The organism is Hoeflea sp. EC-HK425, from assembly GCF_902498795.1.
GTDB lineage: Bacteria > Pseudomonadota > Alphaproteobacteria > Rhizobiales > Rhizobiaceae > Hoeflea > Hoeflea alexandrii.
The window spans coordinates 1,119,999-1,134,493 of record NZ_LR701572.1 but is presented as its reverse complement, the minus strand read 5'-3'; the positions used below and the strand labels follow the sequence as shown (position 1 = coordinate 1,134,493).

The window sequence follows — 14,495 nt, the reverse complement described above, 5'->3', positions numbered from 1 at the left end:
TCAGCTTCAGTCCTGTTAATTCAAACAGATGACCTGTCATAATCGCTTGCCATTTCGCCGCTGACCCAGAATAGTCAGCGCGGGAGAAACGAAATGCCATTTGGGAGGAAGATCATGACCTTGAAATCACTGCTTTTGAGCACCATCGCCGGTGTTGCCCTGACAATCGCGGCGCCGCTGGCCGCATCCGCTGCCGATTGCGAGCGCGGAACGCTCGATGAACGCTATTGCGACGTTGACGGCGACATGATCGCCGACATTCCGACCGATGCGGCCGAGCTCATCGATCCGGACACTCTGATTTTCGCCTACACGCCGGTGGAGGATCCTGCCGTCTACAAGGAAGCCTGGTCCGACTTCCTGACCCACCTCGACAAGATCACGGGCAAGAAGTCGGTGTTCTTCCCTGTCCAGTCGAACGCCGCCCAGATCGAAGCCATGCGCTCGGGCCGCCTGCACATCGCAGGCTTCAACACCGGCTCCAACCCGCTTGCGGTCAACTGCGCCGGCTTCCGCCCCTTCACCATCATGGCCTCGGAAGATGGCGGCTTCGGCTACGAGATGGAGATCATCACCTATCCGGGTTCCGGCGTGGAAAAGGTCGAGGACATCAAGGGCAAGACCATGGCCTTCACCTCGGAGACCTCGAACTCCGGCTTCAAGGCGCCGTCGGCACTGCTGAAAGCCGAGTACGGCATGGTCGCCGGCACCGATTTCGAGCCTGCCTTCTCCGGCAAGCACGACAACTCGATCCTCGGCGTCGCCAACAAGGATTATCCGGCTGCTGCCATCGCCAACTCGGTGATGAGCCGGATGATCGAGCGTGAGGTGATCACCGCCGATCAGGTCAAGTCGATCTACAAGTCGCAGACCTTCCCGACGACGGGCTTCGGCGTTGTCTACAACCTCAAGCCCGAGCTTCAGGAAAAGATCAAGGAAGCCTTCTTCACCTTCCCTTGGGAAGGATCCTCGCTGAAGAAGGAGTTCGAGAAGTCCAACGAAGGCCAGTTCCTCGAAATGAACTACAAGGATTTCTGGGAAGTCGTTCGCAAGATCGATGCGGCCAATGGTGTTGAATACACCTGCGGGTAATCCCCTTCCCTCTGGCGCCGCGCGTTTTCGCGCGGCGCCGTTCTGTTTCATGACGGGGCCCCATGCTCGAACTCAAGAACCTGTCCAAGACCTATCGCACCGGCGACAAGGCACTCCAGAACGTCACGCTGACCGTGCCGAAAGGCCAGGTCATGGCGCTGATCGGTCCATCCGGCGCCGGCAAGTCGACGCTGATCCGCTGCATCAACCGGCTGGTTGAGCCGACATCAGGCAGCGTCATCCTCGACGGCACCGATGTCACCGCTCTCGGTTCCGGGGCACTGCGCAAGATGCGGCGCAAGATGGGCATGATTTTCCAGCAATACGCCCTCGTCGAGCGCCTCACCGTGATGGAGAACGTACTCTCAGGACGCCTCGGCTATGTCGGTTTCTGGCGCTCCTATTTCCGCAAATATCCGCAAGCCGATGTCGACGAGGCGTTTCGCCTGCTCGACCGGGTCGGCCTGCTGGCCATGGCCGACAAGCGTGCCGACGAACTGTCCGGCGGCCAGCGCCAGCGCGTCGGCATCGCCCGCGCGCTCATCCAGAATCCGCGTCTGCTGCTGGTCGATGAGCCGACTGCCTCGCTCGATCCGAAGACCTCGCGCCAGATCATGCGCCTGATCTGCGAACTCTGCGCCGAACGCGATCTCGCCGCCGTCATCAACATCCACGACGTGGCTTTGGCGCAGATGTTCGTCGAGCGCATCGTCGGCCTCAAGGCGGGTGAACTCGCCTTTGACGGCAAGCCGGTCGAAATGACCGAGGACGTGCTGACCAACATCTACGGCGAAGAGGACTGGCACGCGACCATACGCGAAGTCGACGATGAAGATGCGGAAGCTGAGGAACCCGTTGCATGAGCGCGGTCCTGCTTGAAGACAGGCTCGGCACCACCTGGAAGAAGCCGCCGCTGATCTCCAATCCGACGCTGCGCTGGGGTCTTTTCATCGCAGCCGCGGTCTATCTCGTGCTGGCCACTGCCTCGATCGACGTCAACTGGTCCCGCGTCGCCGAGGGCCTGAGCCGCGGCTGGGCCTTCATCGCCTCGTTCTTCAATCCCGATTTCGTCTCGCGCGGCACCGATATCCGCGACGGCATACTTGAAAGTGTTATCATCACTGTTGCTTCGACCGTGGTCGGCATCCTGATCTCGATTCCGATCGGGCTTGGGGCCGCGCGAAACATCGCGCCATTGCCGGTCTATCTGATCTGCCGCGGCATTGTTGCACTGTCGCGGGCACTCAACGAGATCATCGTCGCCATCCTGCTGGTGGCGATCTTCGGTTTCGGCCCGCTCGCGGGCTTCCTCACCCTGTCGTTTGCCACGATCGGCTTCCTCGCCAAGCTCCTGGCCGAGGACATCGAGGAGATGGACAAGGTACAGGCGGAAGCCATCCGCGCCACCGGCTCGACATGGATGCAATGGATCAATTACGGGGTCCAGCCGCAGGTGATGCCCCGGCTGATCGGCCTGTCGATGTACCGCCTCGACATCAATTTCCGCGAATCCGCGGTTCTCGGGCTGGTCGGCGCCGGCGGCATCGGCGCCACGCTCAACACCGCCTTCGACCGCTACGAGTTCGACACGGCGGCAGCGATCCTGCTGATCATCATCGTCACCGTCATGGTGCTGGAATACCTCTCCGGCATCATCAGGGCAAAGGTGCAGTAATGCCGGTTTCACAAAACGCGAGCGGCGCGAAAATCTGGCAATTGCGCAACCGCAACCAGACGCTTGCGCGCTGGGCCGCCTACCTCGCAGGCGTGGCCGTCTTCATGTGGTGCTGGCAGCGCATATCAGATGCCACCACATGGTTCTTCGTCTGGGATGCCCCGCGCATTGCCGCCGACATCGGCGGTCGCGCCTGGCCTCCGCGCTGGTCGTACATGGACAAGCTCTGGGGCCCGCTCTGGGACACGCTCAACATGGCGACGCTGGGCACCCTGCTCGCCTTGGTGATGGCGGTGCCGGTGGCCTTTCTGGCAGCCCGCAACACCACGCCGAGCGCCACCTTCATCCGACCGATCGCACTGTTCATCATCGTTGCCACGCGCTCGATCAACTCGCTGATCTGGGCGCTGCTGCTGGTCGCCGTCATCGGCCCCGGCGTCTTCGCCGGGCTTCTCGCCATCGCCTTCCGCTCGATCGGGTTCTGCGCCAAGCTGCTCTACGAGGCGATCGAGGAGATCGACCCCACCCAGGTCGAGGCGATCACCGCCACCGGCGCCAGCCGCTGGCAGGTGATGGCCTATGGCATCGTGCCCCAGATCATGCCTGCCTTTGCCGGCATCAGCGTCTTCCGCTGGGACATCAATATCCGCGAATCCACCGTTCTCGGCCTCGTCGGCGCCGGCGGCATCGGCCTGCAGTTGCAGTCCTCGCTCAACACGCTGGCCTGGCCGCAGGTGACGCTGATCCTGATTGTCATTCTGGCAGCCGTCGTGATAGGCGAATGGGTCTCGGCCAAGGTGCGTGGAGCCATCATTTGAGTACAGGATCAGAGGTCATCAGCGACCAGGGCGCCGCGTGGGCCTTCCGGGAGTATGAATCCGTGCGCCACCGCCTGCCGGCGCTGCGCCGCCAGGCCGAGTTCGTGCGCGCCGACACTCTCGACGCGATCGCCGACCGGTTCGATGTGTTCCTGCTCGACGCCTTCGGCGTGCTTAACATCGGCGAGACCGCCATTCCCGGCGTCGTCGACCGCGTCAACGGACTGCGCGCGCGCGGCAAGCAGGTGATGGTTGTCACCAATGCCGCAGGCTACCCCTCCTCCGTGCTTCATGCCCGCTACGAGCGTCTGGGCTACAGCTTCGCCACCGAGGACGTGGTCTCGAGCCGCATGGCCTTGCTCCGGGGGCTTGAAACCCACCCGGAGCTGAAATGGGGCATGGCGGCGCAGCCGAAATTCGGCCGCGAGGAACTTCCAGACGGCGCGGATTTTCTCGAGGATGACGCGGCCGCCTATGCCGGCGCAGAAGGCTTCCTCATGTTCGGCGCATCGGCCTGGAGCGAGCCCCGCCAGGCGCTGCTCGAACAGGCGTTGAAAGACAGCCCGCGTCAGGTACTGGTCGGCAATCCCGATCTGGTCGCACCCGTGGAGAACGGCCTGTCACGCGAACCGGGCCATTATGCCCACCGCCTCGCCAACGCCACCGGCATCGAGCCGGTGTTCTTCGGCAAGCCGTTTCCTGCGATCTTCGACATGGCCCGCGAGCGCATCCGCCCCGGCGTGCCCGACGAGCGGGTGCTGATGGTCGGCGACACGCTGCACACCGACATTCTCGGCGGCAACGCGGCGGGCTTCCGCACCGCGCTGATCGCGGGCTACGGATTTTTCGACGGCGAGGATCCCGCCGCGGCGATCGCGGAATCAGGCATCATTCCGGATTTCATTCTCGACCGGCCCTGACGCTCCGGCCGGCTTCCGCCGCCGTCATGGTCCGAATTCAATCGTTTTGCATCCGGTCTTGACGCACATCAAGGCGGGGCAAAATCCTGCACCTATAGTTGCCTCTCGTTCTGACTGTTTCAATCAGCCTCCGGGAGAGCCTCATGTCCGCAGCCAACAAGAATGTCATCTGGTTTGAAGATCTGTCGCGCGGCGATGTCGGACTGGTCGGAGGCAAGAACTCGTCACTGGGCGAAATGGTGCAGCAACTGGGCGAGAAGGGTATCGACGTTCCGCCCGGCTTCGCCACCACGTCTGATGCCTTCCGCGCCTTCATCAAGGCCAACAATCTCAATGAGGTGATCGCCGAGGCGATGGAGATGCTCGATTCGGGCAAGCGCACACTGGCCGAAACCGGCAAGGCTGTGCGCGCCGCAATCGTTGCCGGCGACTGGCCCGAGGATATCCGCGAGGCGATCCTGGCGGCCTACCGCGAACTCTCCGAACGCACCGGCAACACAGACCTCTCCGTCGCGGTCCGCTCGTCCGCCACCGCAGAGGATCTGCCGGACGCGAGCTTCGCCGGCCAGCAGGAAACCTATCTCAACGTCCGCGGCGAAGCCGCGCTGTTGTCGACATGCCGGCGCTGCTACGCCTCGCTGTTTACCGACCGGGCGATCACCTACCGCAAGCTCAAGGGCTTCGACCACAACCAGGTGGCGCTGTCGATCGGCGTCCAGCTCATGGTGCGCTCCGACATCGGCGGTTCCGGCGTGATGTTCTCCATCGACACCGAATCCGGCTTCGACAAGGTGGTTCTGATCAACGCTGCCTGGGGCCTGGGCGAGAACGTCGTCCAGGGTGCTGTCACGCCCGACGAATACGAAGTCTTCAAGCCCTTGCTTGAAACGCCGGGCCTGAAGCCGATTGTCGAGAAGACCTGCGGCGCCAAGGAGATCAAGATGATCTACGCGGGTGCAGCGGGCGGCGAGACCAAGAACGTGCCGACGTCGAAGGCCGAACGCCAGGCCTATGTGCTCTCCGACGAGGAAATCCTCAATCTGGCCCGCCAGGCTGCGACCATCGAGAAGCATTACGGCCAGCCGATGGACATGGAGTGGGCCAAGGACGGCGAGACCGGCAGGCTCTACATCGTCCAGGCCCGGCCCGAGACGGTGCAGTCGCGCGCCGATGTCACAGCCCTGAAAAACTACACCATCAAGAAGACCGGCAAGACCCTGCTGACCGGGCTCAGCGTCGGCGCCGCGGTCAAGGCCGGTCGCGTCTGTCTGATCGAAAACGTCAAGGACATCGACAAGTTCGTCGACGGCTCGATCCTGGTGACCTCGACCACCGACCCCGACTGGGTGCCGATCATGAAGCGCGCGACGGCCATCGTCACCGACCACGGCGGCCGCACCTCGCACGCGGCCATCGTCAGCCGCGAACTCGGGCTCCCAGCCATCGTCGGCACCGGCAACGCAACCCATATCCTGCATGACCAGCAGGAAGTCACGATCTCCTGCGCCGGCGGCGAGGAAGGCGCAGTCTACGAGGGCATCGCCGAATACGAGGTCGAGGACGTGCGCCTCGACAATGTGCCGGAGACCAGGACGAAGATCATGCTCAATCTTGCCGATCCATCGGCTGCCTTCCGCTGGTGGCGGCTTCCGGCCGACGGCGTCGGTCTGGCGCGGATGGAATTCGTCGTCAACTCCGCCGTCCAGGTGCACCCGATGGCGCTGGTGCATTTCGATACGCTCAAGGACGAAGAGGCCAAGGCGGAGATCGCCAAGCTCACCCGCCGCTACGAGAACAAGGGCGACTACTTCGTCGAGACCCTGGCGCGCGGCCTCTCGCGCATTGCAGCCGTCGCCTACCCGAAGCCGGTGATCGTGCGGATGAGCGATTTCAAGACCAATGAATATGCCGAACTGCTCGGCGGACGCCCATTCGAGCCCAACGAAGAAAACCCGATGATCGGATTCAGGGGGGCCTCGCGCTACTATTCCGACGCCTACCGCGAAGGTTTTGCGCTCGAATGCAGGGCGATCAAGATGCTGCGCGAGGAGATGGGCTTTGGCAATGTGGTCGTCATGATCCCGTTCTGCCGCTCGCCCGACGAGGCCGACAAGGTGCTGGCGGTCATGGCCGACAACGGCCTCAAGCGCGGCGAGAACGGGCTGCAGGTCTATGTCATGGGCGAGATCCCGTCCAATGTCATCCGCGCCGCCGAATTCGCCGACCGCTTCAACGGCTTCTCCATCGGCTCGAATGATTTGACCCAGCTGACGCTTGGCGTCGACCGCGATTCGGGCGAACTGGCGAACCTGTTCAGCGAATCTGACCCTGCGGTGATCTGGATGATCGAGACGCTTGTCGCCCGCGCCCACGAGGCGGGCGCGAAAGTCGGGCTCTGCGGCCAGGCGCCGTCGAACAATCCGGCCTTCGCCAAGATCCTTGTCAAGGCCGGCATCGATACCATCTCGGTGACGCCCGACAGTTTCGTGGCGGTCAAGACCAACGTCGCTGAGGCGGAAAAAGCCGGGAATTGATCGCCCTCCTCGTCCGACGAGATTGAAACCGCCCTGCCCTCTGTGTGATGGTTCGCGCCATGTCTGACATCCTGACCATCACGCTCAACCCTGCCTATGACGTGTCGACCTCGGTCGGCACGGTGACGCCCGGGCCGAAACTGCGCTGCGAACCTGCGACTTACGATCCCGGCGGCGGCGGCGTGAATGTCAGCCGCGCCATCTCCCGGCTCGGCGGCGTGTCCACCGCCTTCGTGGCGCTCGGCGGCCAGACCGGGGCGATGTTCCATGCGCTGCTCGACGCCGAGGATTTCGAGGTTGCGCAGTTCGAGATCGAGGGCAACACCCGCCAGTCGCTCGCCGTCATCGAGACCTCGACCAGGCAGCAATATCGCTTTCAGCTGCCCGGCCCGGACTGGCGGCCGGAACAGACCGCGGCAATGCTCGAGCATTTGCGGTCACACCTGACCCGGGGCCGCATCGTTGTGATGTCCGGCAGCCTGCCGCCGGGGGTTCCCGCCGACATCGCCTCAACCGTCAACAAGCTGGCGGTTGAACGCGGATCGCGGCTGATCCTCGACACCTCGGGTGCAGCCCTTGTCGCCGCTGCCGCCAACCCCGGCCCGCCCTTTGCCTTGCTCCGGATGGATGGAGCGGAAGCCACCGAGGTTTCAGGCCGCACATTCACCTCACCCGCCGAACTGGCCGATTACGGGCTCGAACTGGTGCGTGGCGGCGTGGCGGAGCAACTGGTGATGTCGATGGGCGCCACCGGCACCGTCGGCGTGTCAGCCACCGAACGGTTCTTCTGCCGCCCGCCGAAGCTCGAAACACTCAGCGCCATCGGCGCCGGCGACAGCATGGTCGCGGCCATCGCGCTCGAGCTGTCGCAAGGCATGAGCCTCAGGGACGCCGTCCGCCACGGCGTTGCCGCCGCCGGGTCGGCCGTGCTGACACCGGCCACCGAACTGTGCTCGAAGGCAACCGCTGACGAGATACTGGGCCAGGTGGTGACCGAGGAAATCTGAGCACGAAATCTAAAGGCTGAGTCTGGACGAAAACGCCGAGATCACCTCGGCGCTGCGCTTGAGCGCCGCGCGTTCGGTCTCGTCCAGATCCGGCATCAGCGTGGCGATGATGCCTTCGCGGCCAACGATACGCGGCAGCGACAGCGGCACATCCCTGACGCCCTCGATGTCCGCGTTGACCTGGGAGACGCTCAGCACCGTGCGCTCATCATCGGTGATCGACTGGACAATGCGAGCAAGCCCGGCGCCGATGCCATACCAGGTCGCGCCCTTGCCCTTGATGATGGTGTAGGCAGCGCCACGCACCTCTTCGGCGATGCGGGTCCGGGTGGCCTGATCAAGTGGGCGGCCGATCTGTTCGGCAAAGGAAACGATCGGGACGCTGCCGGCCATGGCGCTCGACCAGACCGCCAACTCGCTGTCGCCATGCTCGCCCAGCACATAGGCATGCACGGAATTGGGCGCAATACCGAGATGATCGCCCAGCAGGCTCCTCAGCCGCGCCGTGTCGAGAATGGTGCCCGATCCGATCACCCGCTCGGGCGGCAGACCCGAGATCTGCCGGGCGGCAAATGTCATGACATCCACCGGATTGGTGGCGATCAGCAGGATCGCATCCGGCGCCGCTTCCATGACGCCGCCGATCACGCTGCGGAACACCTCGACATTGCGTTCGAGCAGCGCCAGCCGGTCTTCTCCGGGCTTCTGGCTGACACCGGCAGCAATGATCACCACGGCGGCATCACCAAGGTCCGCATAGTCACCGGCGCGGATGGCAACCGTGGTGGCAAACGGCACGGCGTGGGCGATGTCCTGAGCCTGTGCGCGGGCGAGAGCCGCATCGGCATCCACCAGCACGATCTGTGTGCCGACACCCATCAGCGCCATGGCATAGCCCGCGGCGCTGCCCACCATCCCGGTTCCAACGATTCCGATCTTCATCTGCTCTTTGCTCCGAAGCTTGTCCCGCGCACATCCTTGCGCCTGACGACCTTCCTAGCAAATCCGATCCCCCCGCAATGTGACACGGGTCAAATCGGTTTTCTGCAATACATGGCGGCAGCCACCGCAAAGGCACAGCCGCGAACCAGCGGGTGGCCGCAGCTTCGAGCCCGCATGCGGGTCAACGCTGGGCAGCCCTGCCTGAAAGCGCGGGCGCCCGGTTTCAGGATCCGCGAGCAGATTCCGTGGCGTCGATTGCCTTGCGCAGATAGCTGTCGCGGGCATAGACGTCTGCGAAATACTCGACCTTGCCGGCATCATCAGGCCACGCGGTAAAATAGGCCACGTGGACAGGAATCTGCGTCGACAGCTGCACCTGCTTGTTCTGCCCGCCGGCAATGTGACCACCGATGGCGTCGACAGAGGTGCCAAGCACCTTGGCAGCCATTGCGCGAGGATCCTGCAGGCGGATGCAGCCATGGCTGTAGGCACGGGTATCACGCTGGAACAGCGATTTCGACGGCGTGTCGTGCATGTAGATGGCGTGGCTGTTGGGGAACAGGATCTTCAACTCGCCCAGCGCGTTGCCGTCGCTCGGCGGCTGGCGCACGCCGATATTGCTGCCGCGACCGACCGTCGACCAGTTGATGTTGCTCGATGACACACGCTTGCCGCCGGCGGTCACCTCGTAGCCGAGACGGTCGAGATAGGACGGGTCGGCCCGAAGCTTCGGCACCATCTCGTTGAAGATGATCGACTGCGGAACACCCCAGTAGGGATTGAACTCGACCAGTTCGATCGTGTCGTCGAAGAAATAGGTCTGGTTGGATTTTGTGCCGACAACGACCCGCATCGACAGGTCGGCCTTGCCATTCTCGACATAGGTCGCGGTGTAGGCCGGCTGGTTGATGAACACCCGCCGCGAAGCCAGCACGCCCGGCAGCCAGCGCGCCCGCTCCATGGCCAGTCGCACCTTCTCGATCTTGTCGGCATTGGTGATGCCGACCATCGCACGGCGCGTTGCAGGGCCGACAACGCCGTCGGGCTTGAGCCCGGCTTCCTTCTGGAACGCCTTGACCAGCGCAACCAGTTCCTCGTCATACTCGGGCTTGCCCGCATAGCTCGCAAACAGCAGCGCATTGTCGGACTTCAGCTCATCGCTGCCCTTCATCAGGATTGCCGCCATCACATTGGCCAGCTCCGGATTGGACTGTCCCGGCTTGAGCAGCACATCGGGCGCGATTTCGATGCGCGCGCCCTCATCGAGATCCTGAAGCCGCTTGAGCTCCGCCGTAAGCGCCTCGAAATGCGCCCCTTGCGGATTCTGCGCCAGCAGCGCCTCGTCGGGATCGGAAGCCTTGGACAGCGCTTCAAGCTGCTTGGCGAGATCCGGCACCTTGCGCTTGAAATCATGGTAGCCGGAGATCCGGTTGGGATCGACCCGTCCGCGGGTCGCATCAAGCATGTAGCTGGCGACCGCAACAGACAGCTTCATTTCAAACGCCATCAGCTCCTTCTGACGCTCCGTGCCCTGGGTCACGTCGAAGCCATCAGCCGGAACCTCGACCTTGTAGTCATCGGCCGACAGACCGACCTCGTCGGCGGCATCGAGTACATCGATCACTGCCCTGGCGCGGTCAGTGATCGCAGTTCCCGCAACCCACATATAGGCGGGATGGGTTGAATAATGTTCGACAACCGCTTCAGCGGCTTCCGGCAGGGCGCTGACGGAAAGGTCTGCAAGAGCCGGACGGCCTTCCTCGAACGGATCGATCCCGAGCGGTGCCAGCCCCATGTCATCGATGGCACCGGTCACCACCGGGTCGGCGATCTTGCCGAAATCGACCTTGACCAATGTGTCGGGCTTGTAGGTACGATAGCTCGGCCCGCTGATCCGGACCGGCTTGACCTGCCGCGCCGCAGCGGCATCCTGGCGCGCTTGTTCCCGAGCCGCCTGCTCCCGCTTGCGCTGCGCCGGGCTCTTGAACAAGGCATCGAGCAGCCCCTGTGCCTGTACCGGAGGTGTTGTCGCAACCACGCCAGTAAATGAAACCGCGATGGCGATCAGCGCCACACCTGCACGTATCTTGATGCTCATACCCAACCCAGATTGTTGTGCGCGAGCCAGCAGCCACGCGCGTTCATGCCCAGTCCTCAGTCAGCGAAGACCCTAACAAATCGCGCCTTCCATGGAAAGAACGGAGGCTGACATCAACGCATCAAAAAAACTTGTCCGGACCGGCGCACCGATCAGCGGCCCGGACATGCCTCCGGTTGCGATCATCTGTTCCGGCTTTGCCCTTGCACCGGGATCATCGAGACTGCTTGGCGAAATCGGACGGATTCATGCCGGTACGGGCCTTGAAGGCTTTCTGGAAATACGAAGAATCGCGAAAACCCACGGCAGCCGCGATCTGTTCCACGCTCAAGCGGCGCTCAGCAAGAAGAAACCGCGCCGATTCGATGCGTTGCCTGAGCACGTATTGATAGGGGCTTTCACCAGTTTCGGCCTTGAAAGCCCTGTTGAAGTGAAACCGGCTCAATCCAGCCTGTGCCGCAAGATCTTCCAGGCTGATCGGATTGGCCAGATTCGCTTCGACATACTCGACAACCCTTGCCAGGGCGCGGCGCGGCAAAGCGGGCTTTCGAGCCGGCTGGTCGATCTGGTTCTTGTGCAGGGTCAGCACCGTCATCAGCCCAAGGGTTTCGGCGTAGAGGTCGTCTGCACCGTCCCCCTGCTCAAGCAGCCTGCTAAACCTGTACAGACAGGCAGAGAGCTCGGGATCGCGAAAATACAGCCGTACATCCCAATCATCGGGGAACCGTTGATCGAGTTCCTCATGCAATTCGCCCGGATTGAAATAGATCGCGCTGTACGAATTTTGCCTTTGCGTGAGCTCAGACCAGCCCTCAACCTCGGCTCCTGCCGGGACATAGGTCAGCAAGCCGCGAAGATCTTTTCTTTTCTCTTCCCTGCCGCCTCCAGCACGAATGCCACCATCCTTGAGCAGGATGTCATGAATTGCGCAGAAATGGAGATCGCTTTGCCACTGGTAGGCGAAGCGGTCGCCTTGGGCAGGGATGACATGTTCGACCGAAATCCCCGGCCAGGCGCGATGCCGACGGACCGCCTCGCTTTGCGAGTTCTTGAGATCGAACAGCTGGCCGGTCAAATTTCACCGCCAAAAAAGTTGCGCGAAATCGGCGTATATTGCTAGAACAACCTTCATTGCAACCTCTCATTTTACAACGCTCGGCCGACAATCGTCAGCCATTTCCGAACAGAATTGAGTCCGATGGAAGACAGACTAAAAGGATATCCCGAACAAACAAGCGTCCTGCGTGTCTTGTTCACCCTGCCTGCCTTCCGAAACGCAGTGCATGGACCGACCTCGTCAAGCATGCTGGTCGGCCAGATCGCGGCGCTCGCCATGACCTCCATCGCCCTGGCTCTGCGGTTCTACCTCGACCCGTTGCTGCCGCCCGGCTTTCCCTATCTCACCTTTTTTCCAACCGTCGTGATCACCGGTTTCGTTTGGGGCATTTTTCCCGCCATTACCGCCAGCGTCCTTTCAGGTCTGGCGTCCTGGTACTGGTTCATAGAGCCATCGGGCAGTTTTGCACTCAACGGACCCGCCGCCACCGCACTCGTCTTTTATGTCTTCGTCGTCGCCACGGACATAGGGCTCCTGTTTCTCGCGCTTCGCGCCCTGGGCGCGCAGGTTCGCTCACACGAAGCACTCACCACGGCCCTGGAGTTGCAGAAACTTGTTTCCCAGGAGGTCGACCATCGGCTGAAGAACCTGATGGCCACCATCAATGGCCTGATCTCGATGCTGCAAAAACATGCTTCGACACCCAAGGAGCTCGGCGATCAGCTGCGGCAGAGGATCGATGCTCTGAGCCACTCGATCGCATTGCTCCGCGGAGCGGTGGAAGGGGAACGCATCTCCTTGCGCAAGGCAATCGAGTCGGCGCTTGAGCCCCTCGGCCTGACCGAATCGGATCGGCTGGCTATCAAAGGGCCGGATTTGACGATCAGTCCGAACGGACTCATCCCGCTCAACCTCATCCTGCACGAACTCGGGACAAATTCGGTCAAGCATGGTGCGTTCAGCAACCAATCGGGACGGCTCAGCCTGTCGTGGGATGTGGTTACCCGTGAAGACGACAGGTCGATGCTGTCATTTGTCTGGGTGGAAAGGGCCGGTCCGGACGTAAGCCCGCCCGAGCGGACCGGTTTCGGCACCGAACTGCTGGACCGAATGAGCCGGTCGCTCGGGGGCTCATGCGAGTTCGATTTTGATGGCGAGGGGCTGACGGCACGGCTTTCGATGCAGTCGCTCCACGTGCTTGAAGGCGATAGTGCCTAGCTGCCGGATTGGCCCGGCGGCACGGCGGCGGACCGGCGGGCAAGTGCCGAACTCGTGTCGTACCAGCCCTTCGACCGGTTCACGACCCAGACCAGCGAAAGCATCACCGGCACTTCGATGAGTACGCCGACAACGGTGGCCAGCGCAGCCCCCGAATTGAATCCGAACAGGCTGATCGCCACGGCAACGGCAAGTTCGAAGAAATTGCTGGCGCCAATGAGCGCGGAAGGCCCGGCGATGACGTGGGTCTCGCCCACAACGCGGTTTGCGAAATAGCCGATGCCGAAGATCAGGTAGGTCTGGATGATGATCGGTACGGACAAGAGCACGATGATCAGCGGCTGGGCGAGGATCGCCTGGCCCTGGAACGCGAACAGCACAACGAGCGTGGCCAGCAGCGCAAGGATCGACAGCGGCTGCAGTTTCGAAAGAAGTCCCTGAAGCGCAGCCTCGCCACCCGACGCCAGAAGCCTGCTGCGCAGGAACTGCGCAATGGCCACCGGCACCACGATATAGAGCGCCACTGACAGCATCAGGGTTTCCCAAGGAACCGTGATCGCCGAGATACCAAGCAGAACCGCCACGATCGGGGCAAAGGCAAACACCATCACCAGGTCATTGACGGTTACCTGGCTCAGTGTGAACAGGGGATCGCCCTTCGTCAGGTTGCTCCAGACGAAGACCATCGCCGTGCACGGCGCGGCGCCGAGCAGGATGAGGCCGGCGATGTAGCTGTTGATCTGGTCAGCAGGCAGATAGGGAAGAAACAGCCAGCCGATGAAGAACCAGGCCATGACCGCCATGGTGAACGGCTTGATAGCCCAGTTGACGATCAGCGTGACCGAGATTCCGCGCCAGTGCCGGCTGACCTGTCCCAGCGAGGCGAAGTCGATCCTGACCAGCATCGGGATGATCATCAACCAGATCAGCACCGCCACCGGCAGGTTGACATTCGCAATCTCGGCCGATCCGATGGCCTGGAAGAAGGACGGAAAGACATAGCCGAGGCCAATGCCCGCCACGATGCAAAGGGCAACCCAGACCGTCAGGTAGCGCTCGAATGTCGACATGTCTTTCTCCTGGTCATGAACTTCGCCGGCTGCGCACGATGAACGAGGCCCTGTAAGCCCGGAT

12 protein-coding genes are annotated in these 14,495 nt (G+C 62.5%); 8 read left to right on the top strand and 4 right to left on the bottom strand.

The window, feature by feature from the left end; translation table 11 throughout:
* The first annotated feature begins 114 nt into the window (after positions 1-114).
* From phnD to SPHINGO391_RS08095, 7 genes are all read left to right on the top strand, one after another.
* The gene (phnD, locus tag SPHINGO391_RS08125) at positions 115-1,092 is read left to right on the top strand and encodes a phosphate/phosphite/phosphonate ABC transporter substrate-binding protein (protein ID WP_152008357.1); all 978 of its coding nucleotides are present in this window, start codon (positions 115-117) and stop codon (positions 1,090-1,092) included.
* A gap of 62 nt (positions 1,093-1,154) precedes the next feature.
* Positions 1,155-1,955 carry a phosphonate ABC transporter ATP-binding protein gene (gene phnC / locus SPHINGO391_RS08120; protein ID WP_152008356.1) on the top strand — a complete coding sequence of 267 codons (801 nt, stop codon included), beginning with the start codon at positions 1,155-1,157 and terminating at the stop codon, positions 1,953-1,955.
* Positions 1,952-2,767: a phosphonate ABC transporter, permease protein PhnE gene (phnE, locus tag SPHINGO391_RS08115; RefSeq protein ID WP_152008355.1), complete on the top strand. Its 816-nt coding sequence runs from the start codon at positions 1,952-1,954 to the stop codon at positions 2,765-2,767. Before phnC ends, phnE (SPHINGO391_RS08115) begins: the two co-directional genes overlap by 4 nt.
* On the top strand, positions 2,767-3,585 hold the full coding sequence (gene phnE / locus SPHINGO391_RS08110) for a phosphonate ABC transporter, permease protein PhnE (protein ID WP_152008354.1): 819 nt from the start codon (positions 2,767-2,769) through the stop codon (positions 3,583-3,585). The genes phnE (SPHINGO391_RS08115) and phnE (SPHINGO391_RS08110) overlap by 1 nt, the downstream gene beginning before the upstream one ends.
* Complete coding sequence (locus SPHINGO391_RS08105; RefSeq protein ID WP_152008353.1) at positions 3,582-4,505, top strand: HAD-IIA family hydrolase; 924 nt, start codon at positions 3,582-3,584, stop codon at positions 4,503-4,505. Before phnE (SPHINGO391_RS08110) ends, SPHINGO391_RS08105 begins: the two co-directional genes overlap by 4 nt.
* Positions 4,506-4,648: 143 nt before the next feature.
* Positions 4,649-7,039 (top strand): phosphoenolpyruvate synthase, encoded by a 2,391-nt coding sequence (ppsA, locus tag SPHINGO391_RS08100; protein WP_152008352.1) that lies wholly within the window; start codon positions 4,649-4,651, stop codon positions 7,037-7,039.
* A 59-nt stretch (positions 7,040-7,098) separates the two neighbouring features.
* Complete coding sequence (locus SPHINGO391_RS08095; RefSeq protein ID WP_193217229.1) at positions 7,099-8,046, top strand: hexose kinase; 948 nt, start codon at positions 7,099-7,101, stop codon at positions 8,044-8,046.
* 9 nt (positions 8,047-8,055) lie between these two features.
* Here SPHINGO391_RS08095 and SPHINGO391_RS08090 read toward each other — a convergent pair whose 3' ends face one another.
* The 3 genes from SPHINGO391_RS08090 to SPHINGO391_RS08080 form a co-directional block, all read right to left on the bottom strand.
* Positions 8,056-8,988 (bottom strand): L-lactate dehydrogenase, encoded by a 933-nt coding sequence (locus SPHINGO391_RS08090; RefSeq protein WP_152008350.1) that lies wholly within the window; start codon positions 8,986-8,988, stop codon positions 8,056-8,058.
* Between the two features lie 223 nt (positions 8,989-9,211).
* A complete protein-coding gene (locus SPHINGO391_RS08085) occupies positions 9,212-11,086 on the bottom strand; it encodes a L,D-transpeptidase family protein (RefSeq protein WP_244615145.1) in 1,875 nt (624 codons plus the stop codon).
* A 214-nt stretch (positions 11,087-11,300) separates the two neighbouring features.
* Entirely contained in the window at positions 11,301-12,161 is an 861-nt protein-coding gene (locus tag SPHINGO391_RS08080) for an AraC family transcriptional regulator (RefSeq protein ID WP_152008349.1), read from the bottom strand.
* A gap of 123 nt (positions 12,162-12,284) precedes the next feature.
* On the opposite strand from SPHINGO391_RS08080, the gene SPHINGO391_RS08075 reads away from it, so the two are divergent.
* A complete protein-coding gene (locus SPHINGO391_RS08075) occupies positions 12,285-13,361 on the top strand; it encodes an HWE histidine kinase domain-containing protein (protein ID WP_152008348.1) in 1,077 nt (358 codons plus the stop codon).
* On the opposite strand, the gene arsB is transcribed toward SPHINGO391_RS08075, so the two are convergent.
* Positions 13,358-14,431: an ACR3 family arsenite efflux transporter gene (gene arsB, locus SPHINGO391_RS08070; RefSeq protein ID WP_152008347.1), complete on the bottom strand. Its 1,074-nt coding sequence runs from the start codon at positions 14,429-14,431 to the stop codon at positions 13,358-13,360. The genes SPHINGO391_RS08075 and arsB overlap by 4 nt on opposite strands.
* Between the last annotated feature and the right edge of the window lie 64 nt (positions 14,432-14,495).

What these genes read in the sequence shown, in the direction of transcription:
- phnD (WP_152008357.1), top strand. Translation starts at nt 115, where the DNA reads ATGACCTTGAAATCACTGCTTTTGAGCACCATCGCCGGTGTTGCCCTG.
- phnC (WP_152008356.1), top strand. Translation starts at nt 1,155, where the DNA reads ATGCTCGAACTCAAGAACCTGTCCAAGACCTATCGCACCGGCGACAAG.
- phnE (WP_152008355.1), top strand. Translation starts at nt 1,952, where the DNA reads ATGAGCGCGGTCCTGCTTGAAGACAGGCTCGGCACCACCTGGAAGAAG.
- phnE (WP_152008354.1), top strand. Translation starts at nt 2,767, where the DNA reads ATGCCGGTTTCACAAAACGCGAGCGGCGCGAAAATCTGGCAATTGCGC.
- ppsA (WP_152008352.1), top strand. Translation starts at nt 4,649, where the DNA reads ATGTCCGCAGCCAACAAGAATGTCATCTGGTTTGAAGATCTGTCGCGC.
- SPHINGO391_RS08095 (WP_193217229.1), top strand. Translation starts at nt 7,099, where the DNA reads ATGTCTGACATCCTGACCATCACGCTCAACCCTGCCTATGACGTGTCG.
- SPHINGO391_RS08090 (WP_152008350.1), bottom strand. Translation starts at nt 8,988, where the DNA reads ATGAAGATCGGAATCGTTGGAACCGGGATGGTGGGCAGCGCCGCGGGC.
- SPHINGO391_RS08085 (WP_244615145.1), bottom strand. Translation starts at nt 11,086, where the DNA reads ATGAGCATCAAGATACGTGCAGGTGTGGCGCTGATCGCCATCGCGGTT.
- SPHINGO391_RS08075 (WP_152008348.1), top strand. Translation starts at nt 12,285, where the DNA reads ATGGAAGACAGACTAAAAGGATATCCCGAACAAACAAGCGTCCTGCGT.
- arsB (WP_152008347.1), bottom strand. Translation starts at nt 14,431, where the DNA reads ATGTCGACATTCGAGCGCTACCTGACGGTCTGGGTTGCCCTTTGCATC.